This is a genomic window from Agromyces cavernae, assembly GCF_021044935.1.
GTDB classification, from domain to species: domain Bacteria; phylum Actinomycetota; class Actinomycetes; order Actinomycetales; family Microbacteriaceae; genus Agromyces; species Agromyces cavernae.
Window position 1 is genome coordinate 876464 of the sequence record NZ_JAJNMP010000002.1, and the last position, 21355, is coordinate 897818.

Sequence of the window (21355 nt, forward strand, 5' to 3'; positions counted from 1 at the left end):
CAAGCGTACTCGCCCGACCCTCGCGTACGGTGTGAGCGTGAGCGACTTCTCCCCCGCACCCGGACTCTCACCCTGGCAGCGCACCGCCGCCGGCGCCGGCCTCCTCGCCGACGACGGCCGCATCGCCGCGACGATCTTCGCCGAGATGAGCGCACTCGCGCTGCGCACCGGGGCGATCAACCTCGGCCAGGGCTTCCCCGACGAGGACGGCCCGGCCGAAGTGCTCGAGGCGGCCCGGCAGGCCATCTCCGACGGAGTCAACCAGTATCCGCCGGGCATCGGCCTGCCCGTGCTTCGCGAAGCCGTGGCCCGCCACCAGCACCGGTTCTACGGCGTCGACGTCGACGTGGCATCCGAGGTGCTCGTCACGGCCGGCGCAACCGAAGCGCTCGCCGCGACGATCCTCGCGTTCGTCGACACGGGCGACGAGGTCGTCACCTTCGAGCCCTACTACGACGCGTACGCGGCACTCATCGCGCGTGCCGGCGGCCTGCATCGCACCGTGCCGCTCCGCTTCCCCGAATGGCGACCCGACCCCGACGAGTTGCGCGCCGCGATCACCGACCGCACGCGGCTCATCATCGTGAACTCACCGCACAACCCCACAGGCGTGGTGTTCGACGACGAGATCCTCGAACTCGTCGTCGAGCTCGCCACCCGCCACGACGCGATCATCGTCACCGACGAGGTCTACGAACATCTCACCTTCGGCGTGCCGCATCGCCCCATCGCGACGCTGCCGGGCGCTTGGGAACGCACCGTGTCGATCTCGTCGGGCGGCAAGACGTTCTCGACCACCGGTTGGAAGATCGGCTGGCTCACCGCGCCCGCGCCGCTCGTGACCGCGGTGCTCGCGGTCAAGCAGTACCTCACCTACGTGAACGGCGCGCCGTTCCAACCGGCGATCGCCGCAGGACTCGAGTTGCCCGACGCGTTCTTCACCAGCGTCGCGGCGTCCCTCGCCGCGAAGCGCGATGTGCTCGTCGGCGGACTCGCCGCGGCCGGGTTCACGGTGTCGACGCCGCAGGCCGGCTACTTCGTGATCGCGGATGCCTCGCCACTCGGTGTCGACGACGGTGCCGCCTTCTGCCGTCGACTGCCCGAGCGGGCAGGCGTGGTCGGCGTTCCGGTCTCGGCGTTCGTGCATCCCGACCGCCACGACGCCTACCGCAGCCTCGTGCGATTCGCGTTCTGCAAACGGCTGCCGGTGCTCGAGGAGGCGTCGGCACGCCTCAGCCGTCTCGGATGAGGCGACGCAGCGGAGTGCTGCTCAGGCCGTGGAATCCCCCACGACGCGCTCGGTCACGCCGAAACGACGCAATGCGAGGGCCGGGTTGATCCTGCGTACGGCGTCGATGCGTTCGCGGGAGATCCAGGCCACCGCGACGTCCGTCGTCTCGCCGACCGTGGCGACCTCGACACCCATCGGGTCGACGACCATGCTGTTGCCGGCGCCGACCGGCGGCGCGTGGTCGGCCGCCGCGACGAAGATCGTGTTCTCGAGCGCTCGCGCCGTCGTGAGCACGCGCCAGTGGGCCTCCTTGAGGGGGCCGCGCACCCACTCGGCCGGCATGCACACGACATCGGCGCCCGCATCGACGATGCGCCGGGTGACCTCGGGAAACCGTGCGTCGTAGCAGGTCTGCAGGCCGAACGTGAGGCCGCCGGCCTCGAACAGCTCGGGCGGGGCGATCTCACCAGGAGCCACCCACTCGGACTCGCGCTGCCCGAACGCGTCGTACAGGTGGAGCTTGCGGTACCGCGCCACGACGCCCCCGCCGGGCGCGACGCCACCGCTCGGCGCGACCGCGACGACCGTGTTCGCGACGCGGGACTCGCCCTCGAGTCGCTCGATCATGCCCGCGACGATATGCACGCCGACGCGGTCGGCGAGGGCGACGAGTGCCTCGGTGAAGGGTCCGCCGACGGGCTGGGCGGCATCGGCCCAGTCGGCGCCCGGCTGCGGAGTGAAGTAGCTCGAGTACTCGGGGAACACGACCAGTGACGCGCCACGCGCGCTCGCGAGCTCGGTGAGGCGGGAGATCTCGGCGAGGTTCGCCTCGGTGTCGTCGCCCGGGGCGAACTGGGCGACCGCGATCGCGAATCCGGCGGTGTCGCTGTGCATGGGCACAGCCTACGGCGCAGTGCGGCGCGGTGGAACGACGTGCGGCACGGTGGAACGGAGAAGGAGAGCACACGGTGCTCTCCACTTTCAGAATATCGGGCAGAGGGGGCCTTGCCGCAAGACCCCCGTCGTGGCGCACAATGGTCGGTCGAGTTGATCGAGTCAAGTTCGACCACGTGAACGAGGAGCAGCCCTGACCACGAGCGTATTCAACCTTCCAGATCGCCTGACCCACAAGGCGGTCCCGACACTGATCGCCGCCGACGAGCAGCACTTCGCCACGATCGCCGAGAGCCTCGAGCAATCGATCGCCGACCTGTCCGAGCGCCTCGATGCCAAGCTCCGGGAACCCGGCCGTGCCGGCGAGCAGGCGCTCGATCGCGACCTCGAGATCCACCGACTGACCGCCCGTCTGCGCACCCTGCGACGCTACGGCGTCGACCTGTGCCTCGGGCACATCCTCAGTGAAGACGACGGGGAGCCCGTCTACATCGGACGGCTCGGCCTCGCCGACAGCGCGGGCCGCCGACTGCTGGTCGACTGGCGATCCCCCGCGGCGGAGCCGTTCTTCGGCGCGACCCACGCCGATCCCATGGGGCTGGCGAGCCGACGCAGATACCGCTGGACCCGCGGGCGCATCAGCGACTACTGGGACGAGGTGTTCACGCCCGACGGCTTCGAAGGGCACCGCGCCGCCCTCGACGACCAGTCCGCGTTCATCGCGAGCCTGGGCGACACCCGATCGAGCCGCATGCGCGACGTGCTCGGCACGATCCAGGCCGACCAGGACGCCATCATCCGCGCCGGTTCTCGCGGAGCGCTCGTCGTCGACGGCGGTCCGGGTACGGGCAAGACCGTCGTCGCCCTGCACCGGACCGCGTGCCTGCTGTACTCCGACCCGCGGCTCGGCCACCGGCGGGGCGGCGTGCTGTTCGTCGGCCCGTCCCAGCCCTACCTCGACTACGTCTCGGATGTGCTTCCCGGCCTCGGCGAGGAGGGCGTGCAGACCTGCACCCTGCGCGACCTCGTCCCCGGCGGAGCGACCGTGCCGATCGAGACCGACGCCGAGGTCGCCCGCCTGAAGGCCTCGGCCGACCTCGTGAAGGCGATCGAGGCCGCGGTCGGGCACTACGAGGCGCCGCCCGGCGAGGAGATGGTGGTCGAGACGCCATGGTCCGACGTCTGGATCGGCCCCGACGAGTGGGGCGAGGCGTTCGGCGCACCCGAGCCCGGCACCCCGCACAACGAGGCACGCGACGAGGTCTGGGAGGCGCTGCTCACGATCCTCGTCGATGATCACGCGGGCGAAGACGTGCCGGCGCAGCTGCTCCGCCGGTCGCTCGCGCAGAGCACCGAGTTGCGCACGGCATTCAGCCGGGCCTGGCCGATCCTCGATGCGGCCGGCGTCGTCGCCGACCTGTGGACGGTGCCCGCCTACCTGCGGAAGTGCGCTCCGTGGCTCGCACCGCACGACGTCGCGGCGCTGCAGCGTGGGGACGCACGCGCGTGGACCGCGTCCGATCTCCCCTTCCTCGACGCGGCGCGACAGCGCATCGGCGACCCCGAGGCCTCACGACGCCGGCGTCGACACGAAATCCAGGTCGCCGCCGAACGCGAGCACTACTCCCGGGTCGTCGACGACCTGATCGCAGCCGACGACAGCGACCTGCTGCTCATGTCGATGCTGCGCGGACAGGACGCCCAGAACTCCCTCATCGACGAGTCGGCGCTTCGCAGCACGGACCCCGACCTGCTCGCCGGCCCCTTCGCGCACATCGTCGTGGACGAGGCGCAGGAACTGACCGATGCGGAATGGCAGATGCTGCTCGCCCGCTGCCCGTCTCGGAGCTTCACGATCGTCGGCGACCGCGCCCAGGCCCGGCACGGCTTCACGGAGTCGTGGCCCGAGCGGCTCGCGCGCGTCGGCCTCGACCGGGTCGAGCTCGCCGCCCTGAGCATCAACTACCGCACGCCGGAAGAGGTCATGTCAGAGGCCGAGCCCGTCATCAGGGCCGCGCTCCCCGACGCCAACGTTCCGACCTCCATCCGCAGCAGCGGCATCCCCGTCGAGCACGGATCCGTCGCCGAGTTGGGCACGATCCTCGAGACGTGGCTCGCCGCAGACGCCGACGGGATCGCCTGCGTCATCCGCAGCGGGGCCGCATCCGCCGGAGCATCCGAAGCGACGCCCCGAGTGCGGTGGCTCACTCCCGAACTGTCGAAGGGACTCGAGTTCGACCTGGTCGTCCTCATCGACCCCGAGTCGTTCGGCACGGGCATCGAAGGGGCGGTCGACCGCTATGTCGCGATGACCCGGGCGACCCGACGGCTCGTCATCCTCACGAGCACGTGACAGCTCGGCCGGATGCGTCGCTGCCCTGGCCGGCGATCTCACCGGATCACTCGTCGCGCAGGAGTTCGGTGGGCTTCAGCGAGTTGACCAACCGGGACGCCACGATCGACGAGACCAGCGTCGCGCCCAGAACCAGCAGGAGGATCGGGACGAGCTCGGCGAACGGCAGGATGTACTCGGGCGTCAGGACGAACAGCGGCCGAAGCACCATCACGAAGTAGTAGCCCATGACACCACCGACGAGGATCCCGCCCAGCGCCCCCGCCAGCGCGGTGAGCGCGGCCTCGGCCGAGATCAGCGACCTCACGGTCGAGTGCCCGAGTCCCTGCGCGCGGAGCGTCACATATTCCCGTCGTCGCTGAAGGAGGATTCCGAAGACGAACACGACCATCGTGACGGTGGCCATGGCGAGGGCGAAGCCGGAGTCGAGGGTGACGAGCCCCGAGATGTTGAGTGCGGCCAAGCTCGACTGGTCCCGATCCAACGTCGTCGTCCTGGTGTCGATCTGGAGGGTGTCCGCCGACGCGGGGCCGACTCGGAGTTCATCGACGGCCTGGACCAGTGCCGCTTCGTCGGGGCCGGTGGCTGCGAGGAAGAAGTCCGGGTTCTTCGACGGCACCAGTTCGGTGTGCGTGCTGATGTTCATGACCGCGTCGGCACCGTCGGGGAAGCCCGGGACGCGCTCGAAGAGCCCGGCGATCGTCATCTGCGCCTCGACCTGCTCGTCGGTGGAGCGAACGAGGAGGACGAACAGCGGGTCACCCACCTCGGCGTGGAGGTAATCCGCCATCTCCTCGCTGACCAGGATCGCATTCGGGTCATCTTCGAGGCCGGTCAGCATGGTCGCGACGGCCTCATCCACCGGCGCCACGGCCGCGAATCCGCTCGGGTCGACGGCGGCCAGGCTCGCCGGATCCGACGTGCGGGCGCTGCGCAGGATCACGTTGTTCACGCCGTAGATGACCGGTGTCACCTCGGAGATGTGCTCCGTGCGGAACACCTCGGCGTCTCCGGCGGCATACGTGAGGCTCGATGTCGGGCTCGGGCTGATCTTGATGTCCGAGCCGTTGGCGTACCGGGCGTCCGCAGCCTTCGCGGCGTCGTATGACGCGGTGAAGGCGGCGAGGCTGACCGCCAGTCCGACGATGAGCGACACGACGATGGTTCCCGTGCTGATCGCCCAAGGACGCCGACCGACACTGCGGCGCACGAGTCCCGGCGCAGGTCGACCGAACGTCGGCCTCGACGGGGGCCGGAGGCGGGTCAATACGCCGCCGGTGAGCCGGGCGATGATCAGGCTGCCGGCCAGCCAGGCGGCGAGCGGCAGGAACAGCAGCGCGAGATTCAGTTCGACCGAACGCCCGAAGTACACCGACCCCGACTGCCCGCTGAACGCGTTCATGCGCAGCGCGATCACCGTGCCGAGGACGAGCACGGCGACCGCGACCAGGTCGAGCCGAAGGCGCTGCCACAGCGGGGCTCGCTCTCGCAGAAGCGCTCGGTCTTCGTTGATCTCCTGGTCGATCGATCGCCGGCCGGTGAGGTAGAGCGCCAGCCCGGTCGCCAGGAAACCGCCGAGCGTCCCGATCCAAGCCGACGTGATCAGGCTGGCGCTGCTGGCGCGAGCCAACGACTCCTGTCCGAGGATGATGCTGGCGGCGAAGTATCCCGCGACCAGCCCGATGATCGCACCCACGGACGTCAGCAGGCCGGTCCGCACGGCGAGCATGCGCAGCAGGTGTCGGCGGCTCGCCCCCCTGATCCGCAGTGTCGCCTGCTCGCGACGCTGCGCGTGCGCGAGCACGCTGCCGGAATAGGCGGCGAGGATCGCGGCGAGGAGCCCGCCGGGCACCCCGAGGAAGACGAACAGGCTCTTCGCCGTGCTCGCGTCACCGGTGGCGACATCGAGGGTGTTCGTGATGTTGTCGAGCAGGTGGTCCGGACTCGGGGCGGCCACGCCCATGACCTCGGCAGCGATGGCTCGGGTCTCGCCGACCGCGGTCGCCGGATCTGCATCGAGCAGCTCGCGGTCGACCGTGATGTCGATCTCCCGGAGGGGTGGGTTCTTGAATCGCCCGGCGCCCTCCTGCGCGATCGCTCGCTCGTACGCGGGGAAGATGCGCTCGGCGAACAGCGGCGGTGAGACGATCACGGCGTTCCGGCTGTAGATGAAGGTCTCGAGGTCGCCGCCTCTGCGGCTCGAGAAGAGCGACCGCGACCGCGAGAGGTCCGCGACCCCGGTGACCTCGAGCTCGAGCTCGGACCCGTCTGGCAACGCAACGGTCACAGGATCGCCCGGCGCCACACCCAGCGCATCCGCGGCCTCTGCGCTCACGACCGCGCCTTCGGCGCTGAGGCCACCGGCCACGATGGAGATCGTCTCATCATTGCCCGCGTACGCCTCGTCGAATCCGAAGATCCTCGTCGGGCCGAACGCGGTCGACGATGCGGTCGTCAGAGCGTCCGAGCCCAAGTCCGCGAAGGAGAGCTCGCTGGCGTGGGCCACGCCCGGCAGCTCCGAGATGCGGGTGGCGAGGTCGGTCAACCCGGCCGAAGCCGCTCGGTTCGCGGCCACCGGGAGGACGGACTCGCGGCTGGAGTAGGTCGAAGCGACACTCGAGTCGTCGAGCTGCGTCTCGGACGCCGACTCCACCGCGTACCTGATGCTGTGGGTGGCTCCGGGTGCGAGCGTCCCGAGGTTGAATCCGGCCTTGCCCTGTCCCGACGCCAGGGGGTTGTCGGAAAAGCCCGTGATCGGCTGACCATCGAGCGCCGCGGATGCGACGACGAAGTTCAGGCCGTCCGCCGGCATCGACCTGATCGTGACGTCGTTCGACTGCACCTCGCCGTCGTTGCGGACCGTGAGGTCCACCCACGTGCGATCGCCGGGACGGAGGACGCCGGTGCCCTCCACCTGCTGGGTGAGGGTGATGCCGTCGGCTGCCTTCTCGGTGACGATGCGCTGCATGTCCAGCGCGAGCGGTTGCACTGCTCGCTGCGTCATCGACGCGGAGAGGCCGTCGACGAAGAACAGGACGCCGCAGAACAGCCCGATGCCGAGGCTCACCCCGATCAGCGCCGAGAGCGTCCGACGCGGGTTGCGCCACAGATCGGTGACGACATACCTAGTCAGCATCGGTCGCCGCATCGTTCGGGATCGGCTGCTCGAGCGCGATGATGCTGTCGGCGCGAGCGGCGATCTTCGGGTCGTGGGTGACGAGCACGAGCGTGGCGCCGATCTTCCGTTGGCTGTCGATCAGCGTGTCGATCGCACGCTCCGCGTTGTCAGGATCGAGCGATCCGGTGGGTTCGTCGGCGAGGATGACCGCCGGCAGGTGGATCACGGCGCGCGCGATCGCCGCTCTCTGGCGTTGCCCGCCCGACAGCTGGTCGGGGAGCCGATCGGCCAGTGCGGCAAGGCCGAGACGCTCGAGGAGTGCGTGGACATCGCCGTCGGGTTGCTCGCCCGGTCGGGCGATGGCCAGCTGGAGGCCGACGTTCTCCTCGACGGTGAGATGCGGCATCAGGTTGTCCTGCTGGTAGAGCATGCCCAGGTTCTCGCGGCGGAACTGGATCCGTGCCTTCTCGGCGAGGGACGAGATCTCGGTGCCGCCGATGGTGACGGATCCCGATGTGGGTCTGGCGAGACCGCCGAGCAGCCCGAGCAGGGTCGACTTGCCGCATCCGCTCGGGCCCATGATCGCGACACTCCCACCGCCCTCGACCTCGAGGCTGCGGTGATCCAACGCCGGCACCGTTCCACGCGCGGTCCGATAGACGACGACGAGATCGCGCGCGCTCACGGAGTTGTCGGCGAGGTTCATCGGAGTCGCACCTGGTGGTCCGTGATCTCGTAGCGGGTGCTGACGCGGTCGGCCAATGCGGCGTCGTGGGTGACGTAGAGCACGGCGACGTCGACCGCGAGAACCGTGTCGATCACGTGTTCGGCGGTCTCGGCGTCGAGTTGCCCGACGACCTCGTCGGCCAGGAGCACGGCTGGATGATTGGCCGTCGCGACGGCGAGCGCGACTCGCTGCGCCTCGCCGCCCGAGAGATGCCGCGGAAGATGGTCGGCACGGTGACCGACCCCGAACTGCTCCAGAAGCTCACGGGCGGCTGCCGGCGCGCGACGTCGTGCGACCTCGCCGCCGAACCCGAGCGCGAGCTCGACGTTCTCGCGGGCGGACAGGAACGGGATGAGGTTGTCCGACTGCAACGCGATGCCGATCGTCCGTGCTCGGACGCCGGCCCGTTCATGCTCGCTCCGGCTCGTCAGCGGCGTGCCGTCGATCTCGACGATCCCGGAATCGGGTTCCAGCAGACCGGCGATGAGCGCGAGCAGCGTCGACTTGCCGGTGCCCGAGGGCCCGATCAGGCTCGCCTTCTCACCGGACTCGATCGTGAAGTCCACCCCACTGAGCACCTGGATCGGCTCTGCATCCGGCAGTGCGTACGACTTGGACACCCCCGTCAGTTGCACGGCCGGTGCGGGGTTCATCATTCCGCCCGAGTCGAGACGGGTTCGCTGCCGTACACGTCGGGAGCAGCGCTTTCGCGAGCGTGGGCCTCAAGGTCCAGCACCAGGTTGCTGGCCTCGGTCAACCCAGAGGGGCTGAGCTCGACGAAGTTCAGCAGTTCGAAGCGGTCCTTGTGGATGCTCGCATCCAGGGGCACGTTCTTGATCACCCCGACCCCCGGGGCGTAGTACTTGTTCTCGTTGTCGGGTGCGCCGGCCGTGCCCTCCTGAACCACGCGCACGTCGTCGTAGCATCCGAACGCCACGCACTCTTGGACGCCGACCTCGGCCGGCATGCCCACCTCGCCGTCCTCGCCCGGTATCTCACCGATGCACCACATGGGCGTGTCGATCGTGACCTCGGCTGGCGCGAGGATGCCCAGCGTCTGGCCCTCCGCAGCGCCGAGCCACGCGTCTTCAGTGTTGGTGTACTCGCCGCCCTCGTAGTCCTCGGTATATGCACCGAGGATCCACACGTTGCCATCCCGGTCCAGCGCGAAGTAGTCGATGCCCACCTGATTGATCTCGCCCGAATCAGTCCCCTCGTCGAGCATGGCGATGGCGGGGACCCCGTCGATGATCCGGATGACGTCGGTCATGGTGGAGATGACCTCGTACGGCACTTCGCGTCCACCGACCAGCGTCGAGCCGCCACGAACCCACTGCAGCCCGGGTTTGGTCGGGTAGTAGGGATTCGTGTTCAGCGTCGGGTCCACGAAGTTCTGCGCGTCGAACGGAACCTCGGTGCCGCAGCCGCCGGACCCACCGCCATCGGGTGACGCAGACGAGTCCGGTCCTGCAGTGCAGCCGGTCAGCGCCACGACGGCTGCGGCGATGGTCGCCATCACGACTGAGCGTCGTGATGGCGAAGCCCATCCTCGGGCATTCCGTCGCGACGTGACTTCACTGGACGTGACTTCACTGTGTGGGCTCACGCAGGACCTCCCGTGTGGCTGGCAACGCGCTCATTATCACATCCATGGGATGCTGACGACTATCCATGAGGTGTGCTGAAACCAGCCTGAACAACCCCGACGTGCCGTGTCGGTCAGCGGCTCGGTCGCGTCCCGATCGGGTCGGCGATCCCCGATACAACGCGAAACGCCCGGCCTCCGAAGAGACCGGGCGTTTCGGGCGTTCTGACGAACACAGCGTTGCGGGGGCAGGATTTGAACCTACGACCTCTGGGTTATGAGCCCAGCGAGCTACCGAACTGCTCCACCCCGCGGCACAAGAGATAACACTAGCATGCAGTTCGAACGTCGTCCAATCGGGCGCAGCGTACGGGAGATCGAGCATGCCAAGGGCCCCTAACTCGACGGCGCCGTCTGGCCGTACACGTCTGCACTGACCTCGTACGCATGAGCCTCGAGTGCCAGCGCTTCCGCACGGATCGCCGCAAGTGCCTCGGGACTCAACTGAGTCACGCTCTCGAGCTGCAGACCCTCCTTCTCCTCGGGTTCGCCGCGCCATCCGACGCTCACTTCGCCGATGCCCTCGGCGTAGTGCTTGAGCTGGAAGATGTCCTCCTCGCCGAGGCTCGATTCAGCGATGACCAGCGTGTCTTCGAAGCACTCGGCATCGGTGCAGGTCTCCACACCCATCTCGTCGATGGTGCCGTAGTCGGTCCAGTCGACCGACTCGGCATAGCCCTGGAAGTAACTGGGCATCCCCACCTTCGGGTCGGCCCACATCTTGACACCGGGGAGCGCGCCATCGTAGCCGGCGATCCAGGTCGGAGCGGCAACGACCTCACTCTTGTCGTATTCCACCGGATGCTCGCCGAAGTACCAGACGTCGCCGTCGACGTTCTGGGCATAGAAGGCGATCTCCTTCTCGACGATTTCGCCGTCGGTGACGTCGACGATGAACGCCACCGCCGTGCTCACTCCCTGGATCTCCTTCGTCAGGTCGGTGACCGTGAACTCGATGGTGTGCGGGAGCGTCTCCTCCGGCGTCTCGAGGAAGCCGTCGTAGATCCACTGGGTGCCGGGAAGCATGACGAGCCACGGGTTGTCGATCACCGCTGACGAATCGTCGAAGGCCGCTGGATCGAACTCGATGTGCTCCGGTTCCGTCGGCGCCACGGTCGCGTCGGGCGCGTCGGTGCGATCCGTCCCCTGCGTCGAAGCGCCCACGGCACAGGCCGACAGCGTCGCCATGAGCACCAGTCCGAACGCCGGCAGCGCCATTCGAGATTCTCTCATCTCGTCCCCCGGCCCCATGCTACCGGTGGTCCGCCGAAATCAGCTACCCGAACGTAGCGCTCTCGGAGCCCCCGATCAGGGGGCTCCCGGCCCGTCAGCGCGACGAGCTCGGGGCTCGGGCGACCAGCTCGAACGAGAGCGGAAGCCAGCGCGTGTCGGGCCAGCCGAACATGCCCTCGCCGAGCGGCACGGCGGCAGGAAAGATCTGCCACGGCACCGAGTAGTGCTCGGTGTAGGTCTCGAGGTCGAGCCCTGCGTCGCGCAGAGCACGCAGCACCTCGTCGGTCGGATGCGTCCACTCCCACGTCGTGGCGTTGACCAGTTGCGCCTCGGGGTCGGCGTAATCGCCCGGGTCGTCGACGACGTCGGGTCGGTCGTTCGAGTATGCGTAGGTGAACGCCGGCAGCCTGCCCGGGCCGCCATCGCCTTCGAACACGAGTGCGCTGGGGTGACCGTCGGCGAAGTAGAGCCGGCCGCCGGGCTTCAGGAACCACGCGACGATGCGGGCCCACTCAGCCACATCGGGAAGCCAGATGATGGTGCCCCAAGTCACGAAGACGAGGTCGAACGACTCGGGCTCGGGCAGCATGTGCCGTGCGTCGTACACGTTCGCCTCGATGAATCGGGCACGGTGCGAGAGACCGATCTCGTCGGCCATGCGCCTCGCCTCGGCGACTGCGGCCGGCGCGAAGTCGATGCCGACGACGGTCGCGCCGAGGTTCGCGAGCGACAGCGAGTCGGAGCCGAAGTGACACTGCAGGTGCAGCACGCGCACACCCTCGAGCCCATCTGGGTGGAGCCGCTCGATGCCCGCACGGGTGATGGGGTCGAGCACTCCCCCGCCCTCGCGCAGCGGTGCCTGGTCGTAGAAGTCGGATGCCAGATGCACGCCGACCCGCTCGTCCCAGCTGGCGCGATTGTCATCGAGCCACTCGCCGCCGCGGAGGTCGGCGGTCATTCGCCGGTGTCTGCGGGGGCGTTCTGCGTGCCGGTGAGCGTGAGCAGGCTCGCGATGATCTCGGCGAGCTTCGCATCGGCCGCACCGTATGCCGCCCAGTCGCCCTCGGCGAGCGCGGCCTGCTTGTTCTGAAGCTCTTGCGCCGCCTCGTTCAGCAGGGCCTGCACCTCGTCGCTCGGCGCGACCGGCGTGGTCGGCGGGGTCTCGCCGCCTCCCTCGGTCGGCGGAGTCGTCGGGGTGGCGCCGGGATCGACCGGCTCATCGCCCGCCGCGGCACCGGAGTCGCCACCGAAGAGCACGTCGAGCGCCTCATCGAGGGTGTCTTGGAAGGCGATCTGGTCGCCGAATGCGACGAGCACCTTCTGCAGCAGCGGGAAGCTCGTGTTTCCGGTCGACTTCACGTAGACGGGCTGCACGTACAGCAGGCCGCCGCCGACGGGCAGCGTGAGGAGGTTGCCGTTGATCACGTCGGACTGCCCCTGCTTCAGCAGGTTGAGCGACTGCGAGACGCTCGGGTCGGAGTTGAATTTCGCCTGCACCTGACCCGGGCCGGGCACGTTGTCGTCTTCGGGCAGCGAGAGCAGCCTGAGCTTGCCGTACCCCTCGGCGCGTTCACCGGCGGTGGCGCCCGCGTCGGCGTCGACCGCGAGGTAGCCGCGCAGCACGTTGCGGCTCTGGTCGCCGCTCGCCTCGGGGATGAAGGTCGAGTAGAGCGAGTACGTCGGCGCGTCTTGGCCGGGCATCTGCATGGTCAGGTAGTACGGCTGCTGCAGGATCGTGGTGTTCGCGCCCGCGGTCGGGTCCTTCGGGGTCGTCCACGCGTCGTCGCGCGAGTAGAACGAGCCCGCCTCGGTCACGTGGTAGCGGCCGAGCACGGCACGCTGCATCTTGAACAGGTCTGCCGGGTAGCGCACGTGGCTCATGAGCTCGCCCGACATCTCGCTCATCGGCTCGATGGTCGCCGGGAAGACCTTCTGCCAGGTCTGCAGGATCGGGTCCTCGTCGTCCCACGCGTAGAGCGTGACCGAACCGTCGTACGCGTCGACGGTGGCCTTCACCGAGTTGCGGATGTAGTTGACCTCGTCGAACGCGAGCGTCGGCGCGACGCCTTCGCTATCAGCGATGGCATCGCTCATCGAGACCTTGTTCGAGTAGGGGTACTGGTCAGACAGCGTGTAGCCGTCGACGATCCACACCATGCGGCCGTCGACCACCGACGGGTACGTGTCGCTGTCGAGCGTGAGGTACGGGGCCACCTTCTGCACGCGCTGGATGGGGTCGCGGTCGTAGAGGATCTGCGACTCGTTCGTGACCTCGTCGGAGAGGAAGATCTGCTCGGACTGGAACTTGAGCGCGTACACGAGCTTCGTGAAGAGGTTGTCGAGCGCCGGACCACCGTCGCCCTCGAACGTCGTCTGCGTCTGCCGTTCGTTCTCGCCGCCCGCCGGGTAGTCGAGCTCGATGGGGTCGGCTCCTTCGGGTGCGCCGACGATCGAGTACTGCGGCGAACCCTCTCCGAAGTAGACGCGCGGCTCGAACTCGCCGAGAACGCCCGACTGGGGAATGCCCGACTGGAGGAAGACCGGCTGGCCGTCGACCGAGCGCTGGTTGCCCGCCGCCGCCACCAGGCCGTAACCGTGCGTGTAGACGAGGTGGGAGTTGAACCACGTGTCGGCGTCGCCGAGGCCCGAGACGTTCACGTCGCGCACGGCGACCACGGTATCGCGGGTCGCGCCGTCGATGTCGTATCGGTCGACGTCGAGGGCGTCGGGGAACTGGTAGTACTGGCGGAACTGCTCGAGCTGCTGGAACGCCGGCGCCATCACGAGCGGGTCCATGAGGCGGATGTTCGCCGTGGTCTCGGCGTCGGCGCGCAGCGCCCCCTGCTCGGCGTCGGTCTTGGCCGCGAACGGGATCTCCTCGACGTCGGCGACACCGTAGGCGTCGCGTGTGAGGTCGATGTTGCGCTGTACGTAGGGCGACTCCAGCGACTTCGCGTTCGGTTCGACCTGGAAACGCTCGACGACCCACGGGTACAGCGAGCCGATGATCAGGCTCGTGACGATGAGCAGGGCGGTACCGACGAGCGGCAGCCGCCACCGGCCGATGATCGCGGTCACGAAGAAGAGGATCGCGACGACGCCCGCGACAGCGGCGAGGATGCCCCTGCCGGGGATGACGGCGTTCACGTCGGTGTATGCCGCACCGGTGATGAGCGAGCCGGTCTCGGTGACGGTCGCGTACTGGTCGAGCCAGATGCTGACGGCCTGCAGCAGCAGGTAGAGGCCCGCGGTGATGGCGATCTGCACGCGCGCCGACTTCGAGATCACGACCTCACGGCCGCTCACGCGAATGGCGCCGTACAGGTAGTTGGTGGCGATGACGAGCAGCACCGAGAGCAGCACGACGGCCGACGCGAACCCGACGATGGAGCGGTAGAACGGCAGCTCGAAGACGAAGAATCCGACGTCGAAGCCGAACTGCGGGTCGGTCGTGCCGAACGGGGTGCGGTTCAGCCACGCGAGCGCGCCCTCCCACCGACTCGACGCCGAGACGCCGGCGAAGATGCCGAGCACGACCGGGATGCCGTACATCGCGAGGCGGCGCAGCGGTTCGAACACCTCTTGGTAACGATCGAGTTGCGAATTGAGTTTCGCGTAGACCGGGCGGGTGCGATAGGCGATCTGGATCGATGCCCAGACCGGTACGGCCATCGCGAGGAACCCGATGACGAACAGCACGATCCGGGAGACCCACTCGGTCGTCAGCACCGGGAGGTAGCCGAGCTGGTCGTACCACAGGACGTCGGCATAAAGCCCGGTGAACGCGAAGAACGCGATCACGAGAGCAGCCACCGCCCCGATGGTTATCGCGATCGGCGCGCGCCGTCGCGGGTTCCTCGGTTCTTGGGTCTGTGCTGACACTCTCGGCCTCGATGTTCGGTCGGATGGGATCGACAATCCATCCTATGGTCGCGATTCTTGGAACGGGCTGTCACCCGGCGGCGCACGACGGGTATGAGCCCGAGAGCTCACCGTCGGCGACGTCTTCGACGATCGTGCGCGCCTCGTCGAGGGTCTCGACCGCGAAGACGCTCAGACCGTCGGGCACGTGGTCGACGACCTCGTCGCAGTTCGACTCGGGGGCGAGGAACCACTCGGCGCCGGCATCGAGCGCACCCCAGAGCTTCTGGCGAACGCCTCCGATGGCTCCGACCGCCCCTGCCGAGTCGATCGTGCCGGTGCCCGCGACGATCTCGCCGCCGGTCATCGCGCCGGGGGTGAGCTTGTCGACGATGCCGAGTGCGAACATCATGCCGGCGCTCGGCCCGCCCACGTTGTCGAGCTGCAGCTCGACGTCGATGGGGAACTCGTATTCCATGCGCACGCCGACACCGAGCACGGCGTTGCCGTTGCGATCGACCGGCGTCACCTCGACGGTCTGCTCGACGCCGTCGCGCACGAGCACGATCGACGCCGGGCCCTCGGAACCGTGCTCGCGCACCGCCCTCTGGAGTTCCCCGACCGAGTGCACGTCGGTGCCGTCGAGTGAGAGGATGACGTCGCCCTCTTCGATGACGCCGTCGGCCGGTGACTCGTCGAGGAGGGTGACGACCGTGACCTCGCGCGGGAAGTCGTAGCCGAGCTCGACGAGCGCCGCGGCGATCGCGTCCTGCTGCGAGTCGACCATCGCTGCCTGGTTCTGCTCGTCGCGCTGCTCGTTGGTGATGCCCGGGGGGAAGATCGCCTCGACCGGCACGACCGAGCGGGTGCGGTCGAACCAGGCGCCGAGCACCTCGAGCCAGTTCGGCGTCGCGCCCGGGCGCCCCACGACCGACACCGTGAGCAGGTTGAGCTCGCCGTCGGTGGGGTACGTCGTCTCGTCGGGGATCTCGATGAGGGGCACCTCTTCGCCGTCGCCGTTCTCGGCGACGCCGAGGGTGTCGTAGACGGGGCCGGGCTGCTCGATCACGTACGGGGACGGCATCAGGGCGAACACGATCGCGATGACCGTGGCGACCGTGATCGCGCCCCACCCGATGCGCTCGCGACGCGAACGCCGCTCGAAACGGGCATGCGGCGACGCAGGCTCGTCGGAGAAGAGGGCCATCGGTGTTCCTTCCGGGGCGACGGGTCGTCGCAGGTGCGCCGGGGCCGGCGCTGTTCGCGAAGGGCGGACACCCGGAACGCCCAGCCTAGGCCATTTCCCAGACAGGCTGCGGTGCAGCGGCGTTACGGTTGAGAACACGAAATGTGGAGGTGACGGCAGTGGCCGATCAGCGCGACGAGCCCGGCGAGCCCAACCCCGAAGACGAGTTCCGCGAGATGCTGCGCGAGCTGCTCTCGGGCTCGGGGGGCATCGATCCCTCGAGTCTCGCGGGTGCCGCCGGGCTGCCCAACGACCGGGCCGCGCTCGCTGCGCTGTTCGCCCAGTTGCAGCAGGCCATGAACAAGGCCGACGACGGCATCGACTGGAGCGTGGCGCTCCGCCAGGGCGAAGAGCGCGCGGCGTCGGCGCAGACCCAGATCACCGACGACGAGCGCGCACGCTTCGACCAGGCCTTCCAGGTCGCGTCGTTGTGGCTCGACGAGGCGGTCGACTTCTCGTCGCTGCCGCAGACTCCCGAGGTGCTCACGCGGCGAGCCTGGGTGTCGGCGACGATGGCGATCTGGTCGCAGCTCGCCGAGCCGGTCGCGCTGTCGATCTCCGACGCGCTCACGCGCGTGATGACCGAGCAGGCTCCAGAAGAGATGCGCTCGATGATCGCGGGCGCGAGCCGCATGATGCGCGGCATCGGCGGTGCGCTCTTCGCGATGCAGCTCGGTCAGGTCGTCGGCCAGCTCGCCACCGAGGTCGTCTCGGGCGGCGACGTCGGCATCCCGCTCCTCGACGACGGTCGTGCCGTGATCCTGCCCCAGAACGCCGCCGAGTTCGGTGCCGGCCTCGACATCCCCGACGACCAGGTCGAGCTGTACCTCGCGGTGCGCGAGCTCGCGCACGCACGCCTGTTCCGTCACGCACGCTGGCTTCGCCTGCACCTCATCACCGCGATCACGGCCTTCGCGCGCGGCATCGACATCGACACCGACCGCCTCGAGCAGCTCGCCGAGGGATTCGATCCGTCGAACACCGAAGAGCTGCGCAACGCGGTCGTGAGCGGAGCGCTCATCCGGCCCAAGAGCGAAGCGCAGCAGGCCGCGCTCGACCGACTCGAGACGATGCTCGCCCTCGTCGAGGGCTGGGTCGACGCGGCGACCGCCGATGCGACGTCGCGCCTGCCGAAGTCCGACGCCGTCGCCGAGTCCATTCGACGCCGCCGGGCGTCGGGCGGGCCGGCCGAGTCCGCCTTCGCGACCCTCGTCGGCCTCGAGTTGCGGCCGCGTCGCCTCCGCGAGGCGACCGCGATGTGGCGCGCCGTGACCGAAGCGGTCGGCGTCGAGGCGCGCGACGCGCTGTGGGCGCACCCCGATCTGCTGCCGACGTCGGCTGATCTCGACGACCCGAGCGGGCTCGTCGCCCGGCTCACCGGCGCCGACAGCGCCGAGGCCACGGCCGAAGACGAGTTCGACCAGGCGCTCGAGCAGCTGCTGCGCGGCGAGACGCCCGCGGCGCCCGGTGAAGAGGGCGAGCCGCCGAAGGGCTGAGCCGAGCAGGCCGGCGCGTCTCGAGACGCTCCGCTCCTCGACCCGCGCACCCCTGTGGAAGGATTCCGCGGCGGCTCCGACGATTCGGGCATGCTCTCGACATGGCCCCCCGCATCGACCCCGCACTCCCCCTCGTGTGGCGCTCGCCCGCCGAGCTGCAGCTCGGCGGGCTGACCCCGCGCGTCGTGATCCGCGACCCGGGCGCGCTCGAGACCGGGCTCGTCGCGGCGCTGCGACACGGCGCCGGCCTCTCGACCCTCCGCACGATCGGCTCGGGACTCGACGGCTCCCCCGCCGAGGTCGATCGCGTACTCGCGTTGCTCGCACCGGCGTTCGACGAGGCGACGGATGTCCCGCGCCCCGCGCCCGACCGGCGCACGGGCCGAGTCGTGGTCGACGGCGACGGCGAGGTCACCCGCCTGTTGCTCGCGAACCTCACCGCCCTCGGCCACAACGCGGTCGGGCTCGACGACGTCGATGCCGACGACGAGGTCGCCCTCGCAGTGATCGCCGCCGCGTGGGTGATCCCGCCCGCACGGCACCTGCCGTGGTTGCGGCGCGATGTGCCGCATCTCGCCGTCGTCGACGACGAACGCGGCATCACGGTCGGGCCGCTCGTCGAACCGGGGCACGGCCCGTGCCTCCGCTGCGTCGAACTCGACCGCCGCGACGCCGACGGGGCCTGGCCCGCGATCGCTGCGCAGCTCGCGGGGCGACCCGCCCCGCACCCCGGGTTCCGCTCGGCGTTTCACGCGGCCGCGGCAGCGGCATCCGTCGTCGACGATCACCTGCGACTCGGCCGCAGCGCCGCCGGCGGGGCGTCGCTCACGCTCGCTACCGGCGCTCCCCCGTCGCTCGTGCCGCACCGACTGCACCCCGAGTGCGGCTGCCGAGCTCCTGCAGGAACCTCGACGGCTCGCGTTCGCCTCGATGCGCGCCGCCCTGGCGTGCCCAGCTCAGTTCGAGCCGACGCCGTGCCCGCGTGATGCCGACGTAGAGCAGACGTCGCTCTTCGTCGATCGCGTCGAAACCCTTGGCGTAGGCGATCGGCAGCATGCCTTCGCTGAGCCCCACGAGGTACACCTCGTCCCACTCGAGGCCCTTCGCCGAGTGCAGCGTCGCGAGCGTGACGACCGCGAGCGCCGGTTCGTGCTGCGCCTCGGCGCGCGCGCGCAGGTCGTCGGCGAACCGGCGGAAGGTCGTGCCCTCGGGCGCGTCGTCGACGAGCCGTGCGATCGCGTTGAGCGACTCCCAGCGGCTGCGCACCGCACCGGGGCCCTCGGGCGGCTGCACGCTCCAGCCGAGCGAGCGCAGCACGTCGCTCACCGACTTGAACAGGGGCTCGCCCGAGATGGTGAGGGCGGCGGCGCGCAACGCGTGCACGGCCTCGCGCACCTCGGGCTGGTCGAAGAACCTCGCGGCGCCGCGCACGCGCGAGCCCACCCCGACCTCGTCGAGGGCGCGCTCGAGGATCGCCGACTGCGAGTTCACGCGCATGAGCACGGCGATCGATTCGGGCGCCGCGCCCTCGTCGATGCGATTGCGGATGCGGGTCGCCACGCCCCTCGCCTCGGCGAGCTCGTCGGCGTAGGCGATGATGCCGGGCTCCGGGACATCCGCCCCGTTCTCGCCTTCGATCGCCGACTCGAGCCGCAGCGCGCCCGCTCGGCCTCGCATCAGCCGGTTCGCGGTGCCGACGATCTCGGCGGTCGATCGGTAGTTGCGCTCAAGCCGCACGACCGTGGCGTCGGCGTAGCGCCGCTCGAACCCGAGCAGGTACTCCGAGCTCGCACCCGCGAACGAGTAGATCGTCTGGCTCGCGTCACCCACGACGCAGAGGTCGTCGCGATCGCCCAGCCACAGCTCGAGCAACTGCTGCTGCACGGGCGAGACGTCCTGGTACTCGTCGACGATGAAGTGGCGGTAGCTCTCGCGCACGTGCATGGCGACAGATGCCTCGGACTCGATCATTCCCGCGGTCGCGAGCAGCACGTCCTCGAAGTCGAGCATGCGCCGTTCGTCCTTCAGCTGCTCGTAGGCCTCGACGAGCGCGAGGAACTGGTCGGGCGTGAGCTTGCCGGGCGCGCCGCGCGTCGCGAGTCTCGCGTCGAAGGCCTCGCGGCCGCGCCCGCTCACCTTGCGCCACTCGATCTCGGCCGCGACGTCGCGCAACGTAGGCAAGTCGACCCTGAGGCGCGCGCGCTCGGCGGCCTGGCCGAGCAGGCGTCCCTTGTACTCGAGCACCCGCGGCGCCGAGCCGCCCGCGACAATCGGCCAGAAGTGGTTGAGTTGCGCGAGCGCCGCTGCGTGGAACGTGCGTGCCTGCACGGCACCCGCGCCGAGTCGGCCCAGACGCGCGCGGAGTTCGGCGGCCGCACGCGCGGTGAACGTCAGCGCCATGACCCGGCCCGGGTCGTACGAACCCGACGCGACTCCGTAGGCGATGCGATGCGTGATCGCCCGGGTCTTTCCGGTGCCCGCGCCGGCGAGCACGCACACCGGGCCGTTCAGCGCCTCGGCGACGACGCGCTGCTCGTCATCGAGCGCCGCGAGCAGCGGATCGTCGACCGTCGTCACGACGTCGGCCATGCAGGCAGGCGCCCCTCGGGGTCGATGGGGCCGCCGTACCAGCGTTCGATGAGCCAGCGCGCGATCGACGTCTCGCCAGGCAGCACGACGCCGCCGTACGCCGCGGTGATCTCGTTGCGGGTGAACCAACGCAGCTCGAGGATCTCGTCGCCGTCGGGCTTGGCGGCTGCAGGATCGACGCCGGGTGCCAGGCGCGCCGTGAACCCCAGCATGAGGCTCGCGGGCAGCGGCCACGGCTGCGAGGCGACGTACTCGACGCGATCGACGTGCAGACCCGCCTCTTCGCCGATCTCGCGGACGACCGCGGACTCGAGCGACTCGCCCGGCTCGACGAATCCCGCCAGCAGCGAGAAACGGCGCTGCTCCCACAGCGCGTTCGAGCCGAGCAGGAGCCGGTCGTCGTCGTCGGTGACGATCACGATGACCGCGGGATCGGTGCGCGGGAAGAGGAGGTTGCCGTCGCGTTCGCAGCGCCGCGCCCAGCCGGCCTGCACGGGCTGGGTCGCCGCGCCGCAGCGCGGACAGAACGCGTGGCCGGCGTGCCAGTTCGCGAGGGCGATCGCTTCGACGGCGAGGCCGGTGTGGTTCGCGGGCAGCACCGGCGCCGCGGCGCGCAGCCCCTGCCAGTGAGCGGCCTCGGGCTCGATGAGGTCGGCCGATGCCTCGTCGAAGACGCGGAGCTCGACAGGCGTGTCGCCGTCGCGACCCAGATAGGAGCGCAGCGTCGGTTCAGGCAGGTCGGCGGGATGCCGCAGCTCGAGAGCGGGCTCCGATCCCTCGACGCGCTCGGCGAGCAGCACGCGGTGACCGCGCACCGCGACCACGCGCGCGGTCGGATCGGCGTCGAACCGAGCGGCGAACGTCGGGTCGTCGCGCTCGGCCGCGTCTCGATCGATGACGGCGCGAGCGAACGGCGGCGCCGACAGGTCGGGATCGGTCACAGTGCACCCTTCGCGGCTCGA

14 protein-coding genes and 1 tRNA gene are annotated in these 21355 nt (G+C 69.6%); 3 read left to right on the plus strand and 12 right to left on the minus strand.

The features are described 5' to 3' along the window. Positions 1–37 precede the first annotated feature (37 nt). A complete protein-coding gene (locus tag LQ757_RS10115) occupies positions 38–1249 on the plus strand; it encodes a pyridoxal phosphate-dependent aminotransferase (RefSeq protein WP_231047079.1) in 1212 nt (403 codons plus the stop codon). Positions 1250–1270: 21 nt separating this feature from the next. Here LQ757_RS10115 and LQ757_RS10120 read toward each other — a convergent pair whose 3' ends face one another. Next, on the minus strand, positions 1271–2125 hold the full coding sequence (locus LQ757_RS10120; RefSeq protein ID WP_231047080.1) for a carbon-nitrogen hydrolase family protein: 855 nt from the start codon (positions 2123–2125) through the stop codon (positions 1271–1273). A gap of 193 nt (positions 2126–2318) precedes the next feature. On the opposite strand from LQ757_RS10120, the gene helR reads away from it, so the two are divergent. Beyond that, positions 2319–4478, plus strand: a complete 2160-nt coding sequence (helR, locus tag LQ757_RS10125; RefSeq protein ID WP_304504432.1) for an RNA polymerase recycling motor ATPase HelR — start codon at positions 2319–2321, stop codon at positions 4476–4478. A gap of 46 nt (positions 4479–4524) precedes the next feature. Here helR and LQ757_RS10130 read toward each other — a convergent pair whose 3' ends face one another. The 9 genes from LQ757_RS10130 to LQ757_RS10170 form a co-directional block, all read right to left on the minus strand. Then, on the minus strand, positions 4525–7614 hold the full coding sequence (locus LQ757_RS10130; RefSeq protein ID WP_231047082.1) for an FtsX-like permease family protein: 3090 nt from the start codon (positions 7612–7614) through the stop codon (positions 4525–4527). Continuing rightward, positions 7604–8302: an ABC transporter ATP-binding protein gene (locus LQ757_RS10135; protein ID WP_231047083.1), complete on the minus strand. Its 699-nt coding sequence runs from the start codon at positions 8300–8302 to the stop codon at positions 7604–7606. Before LQ757_RS10135 ends, LQ757_RS10130 begins: the two co-directional genes overlap by 11 nt. Continuing rightward, positions 8299–8979: an ABC transporter ATP-binding protein gene (locus LQ757_RS10140; protein WP_231047084.1), complete on the minus strand. Its 681-nt coding sequence runs from the start codon at positions 8977–8979 to the stop codon at positions 8299–8301. The genes LQ757_RS10135 and LQ757_RS10140 overlap by 4 nt, the downstream gene beginning before the upstream one ends. Beyond that, positions 8976–9839, minus strand: coding sequence for a hypothetical protein (locus tag LQ757_RS10145; RefSeq protein WP_231047085.1), 864 nt, complete (start codon positions 9837–9839; stop codon positions 8976–8978). Before LQ757_RS10145 ends, LQ757_RS10140 begins: the two co-directional genes overlap by 4 nt. Positions 9840–10148: 309 nt before the next feature. Then, positions 10149–10222, minus strand: a tRNA-Met gene (locus LQ757_RS10150). Between the two features lie 82 nt (positions 10223–10304). Further along, positions 10305–11186, minus strand: a complete 882-nt coding sequence (locus LQ757_RS10155; RefSeq protein ID WP_231047086.1) for a hypothetical protein — start codon at positions 11184–11186, stop codon at positions 10305–10307. A gap of 109 nt (positions 11187–11295) precedes the next feature. Further along, on the minus strand, positions 11296–12159 hold the full coding sequence (locus tag LQ757_RS10160) for a class I SAM-dependent methyltransferase (protein ID WP_231047087.1): 864 nt from the start codon (positions 12157–12159) through the stop codon (positions 11296–11298). Then, positions 12156–15083 (minus strand): UPF0182 family membrane protein, encoded by a 2928-nt coding sequence (locus LQ757_RS10165; RefSeq protein ID WP_372459644.1) that lies wholly within the window; start codon positions 15081–15083, stop codon positions 12156–12158. Before LQ757_RS10165 ends, LQ757_RS10160 begins: the two co-directional genes overlap by 4 nt. Before the next feature lie 70 nt (positions 15084–15153). Next, a complete protein-coding gene (locus LQ757_RS10170) occupies positions 15154–16269 on the minus strand; it encodes a YlbL family protein (protein ID WP_231047089.1) in 1116 nt (371 codons plus the stop codon). A 215-nt stretch (positions 16270–16484) separates the two neighbouring features. Between LQ757_RS10170 and LQ757_RS10175 the strand changes: the two genes are divergently transcribed. Then, positions 16485–17804, plus strand: a complete 1320-nt coding sequence (locus LQ757_RS10175) for a zinc-dependent metalloprotease (RefSeq protein ID WP_231047343.1) — start codon at positions 16485–16487, stop codon at positions 17802–17804. 834 nt (positions 17805–18638) lie between these two features. On the opposite strand, the gene LQ757_RS10180 is transcribed toward LQ757_RS10175, so the two are convergent. Beyond that, positions 18639–20393 (minus strand): ATP-dependent helicase, encoded by a 1755-nt coding sequence (locus LQ757_RS10180; RefSeq protein WP_231047090.1) that lies wholly within the window; start codon positions 20391–20393, stop codon positions 18639–18641. Further along, the gene (nudC, locus tag LQ757_RS10185) at positions 20378–21334 is read right to left on the minus strand and encodes an NAD(+) diphosphatase (RefSeq protein ID WP_231047091.1); all 957 of its coding nucleotides are present in this window, start codon (positions 21332–21334) and stop codon (positions 20378–20380) included. Before nudC ends, LQ757_RS10180 begins: the two co-directional genes overlap by 16 nt. Positions 21335–21355 lie beyond the last annotated feature (21 nt).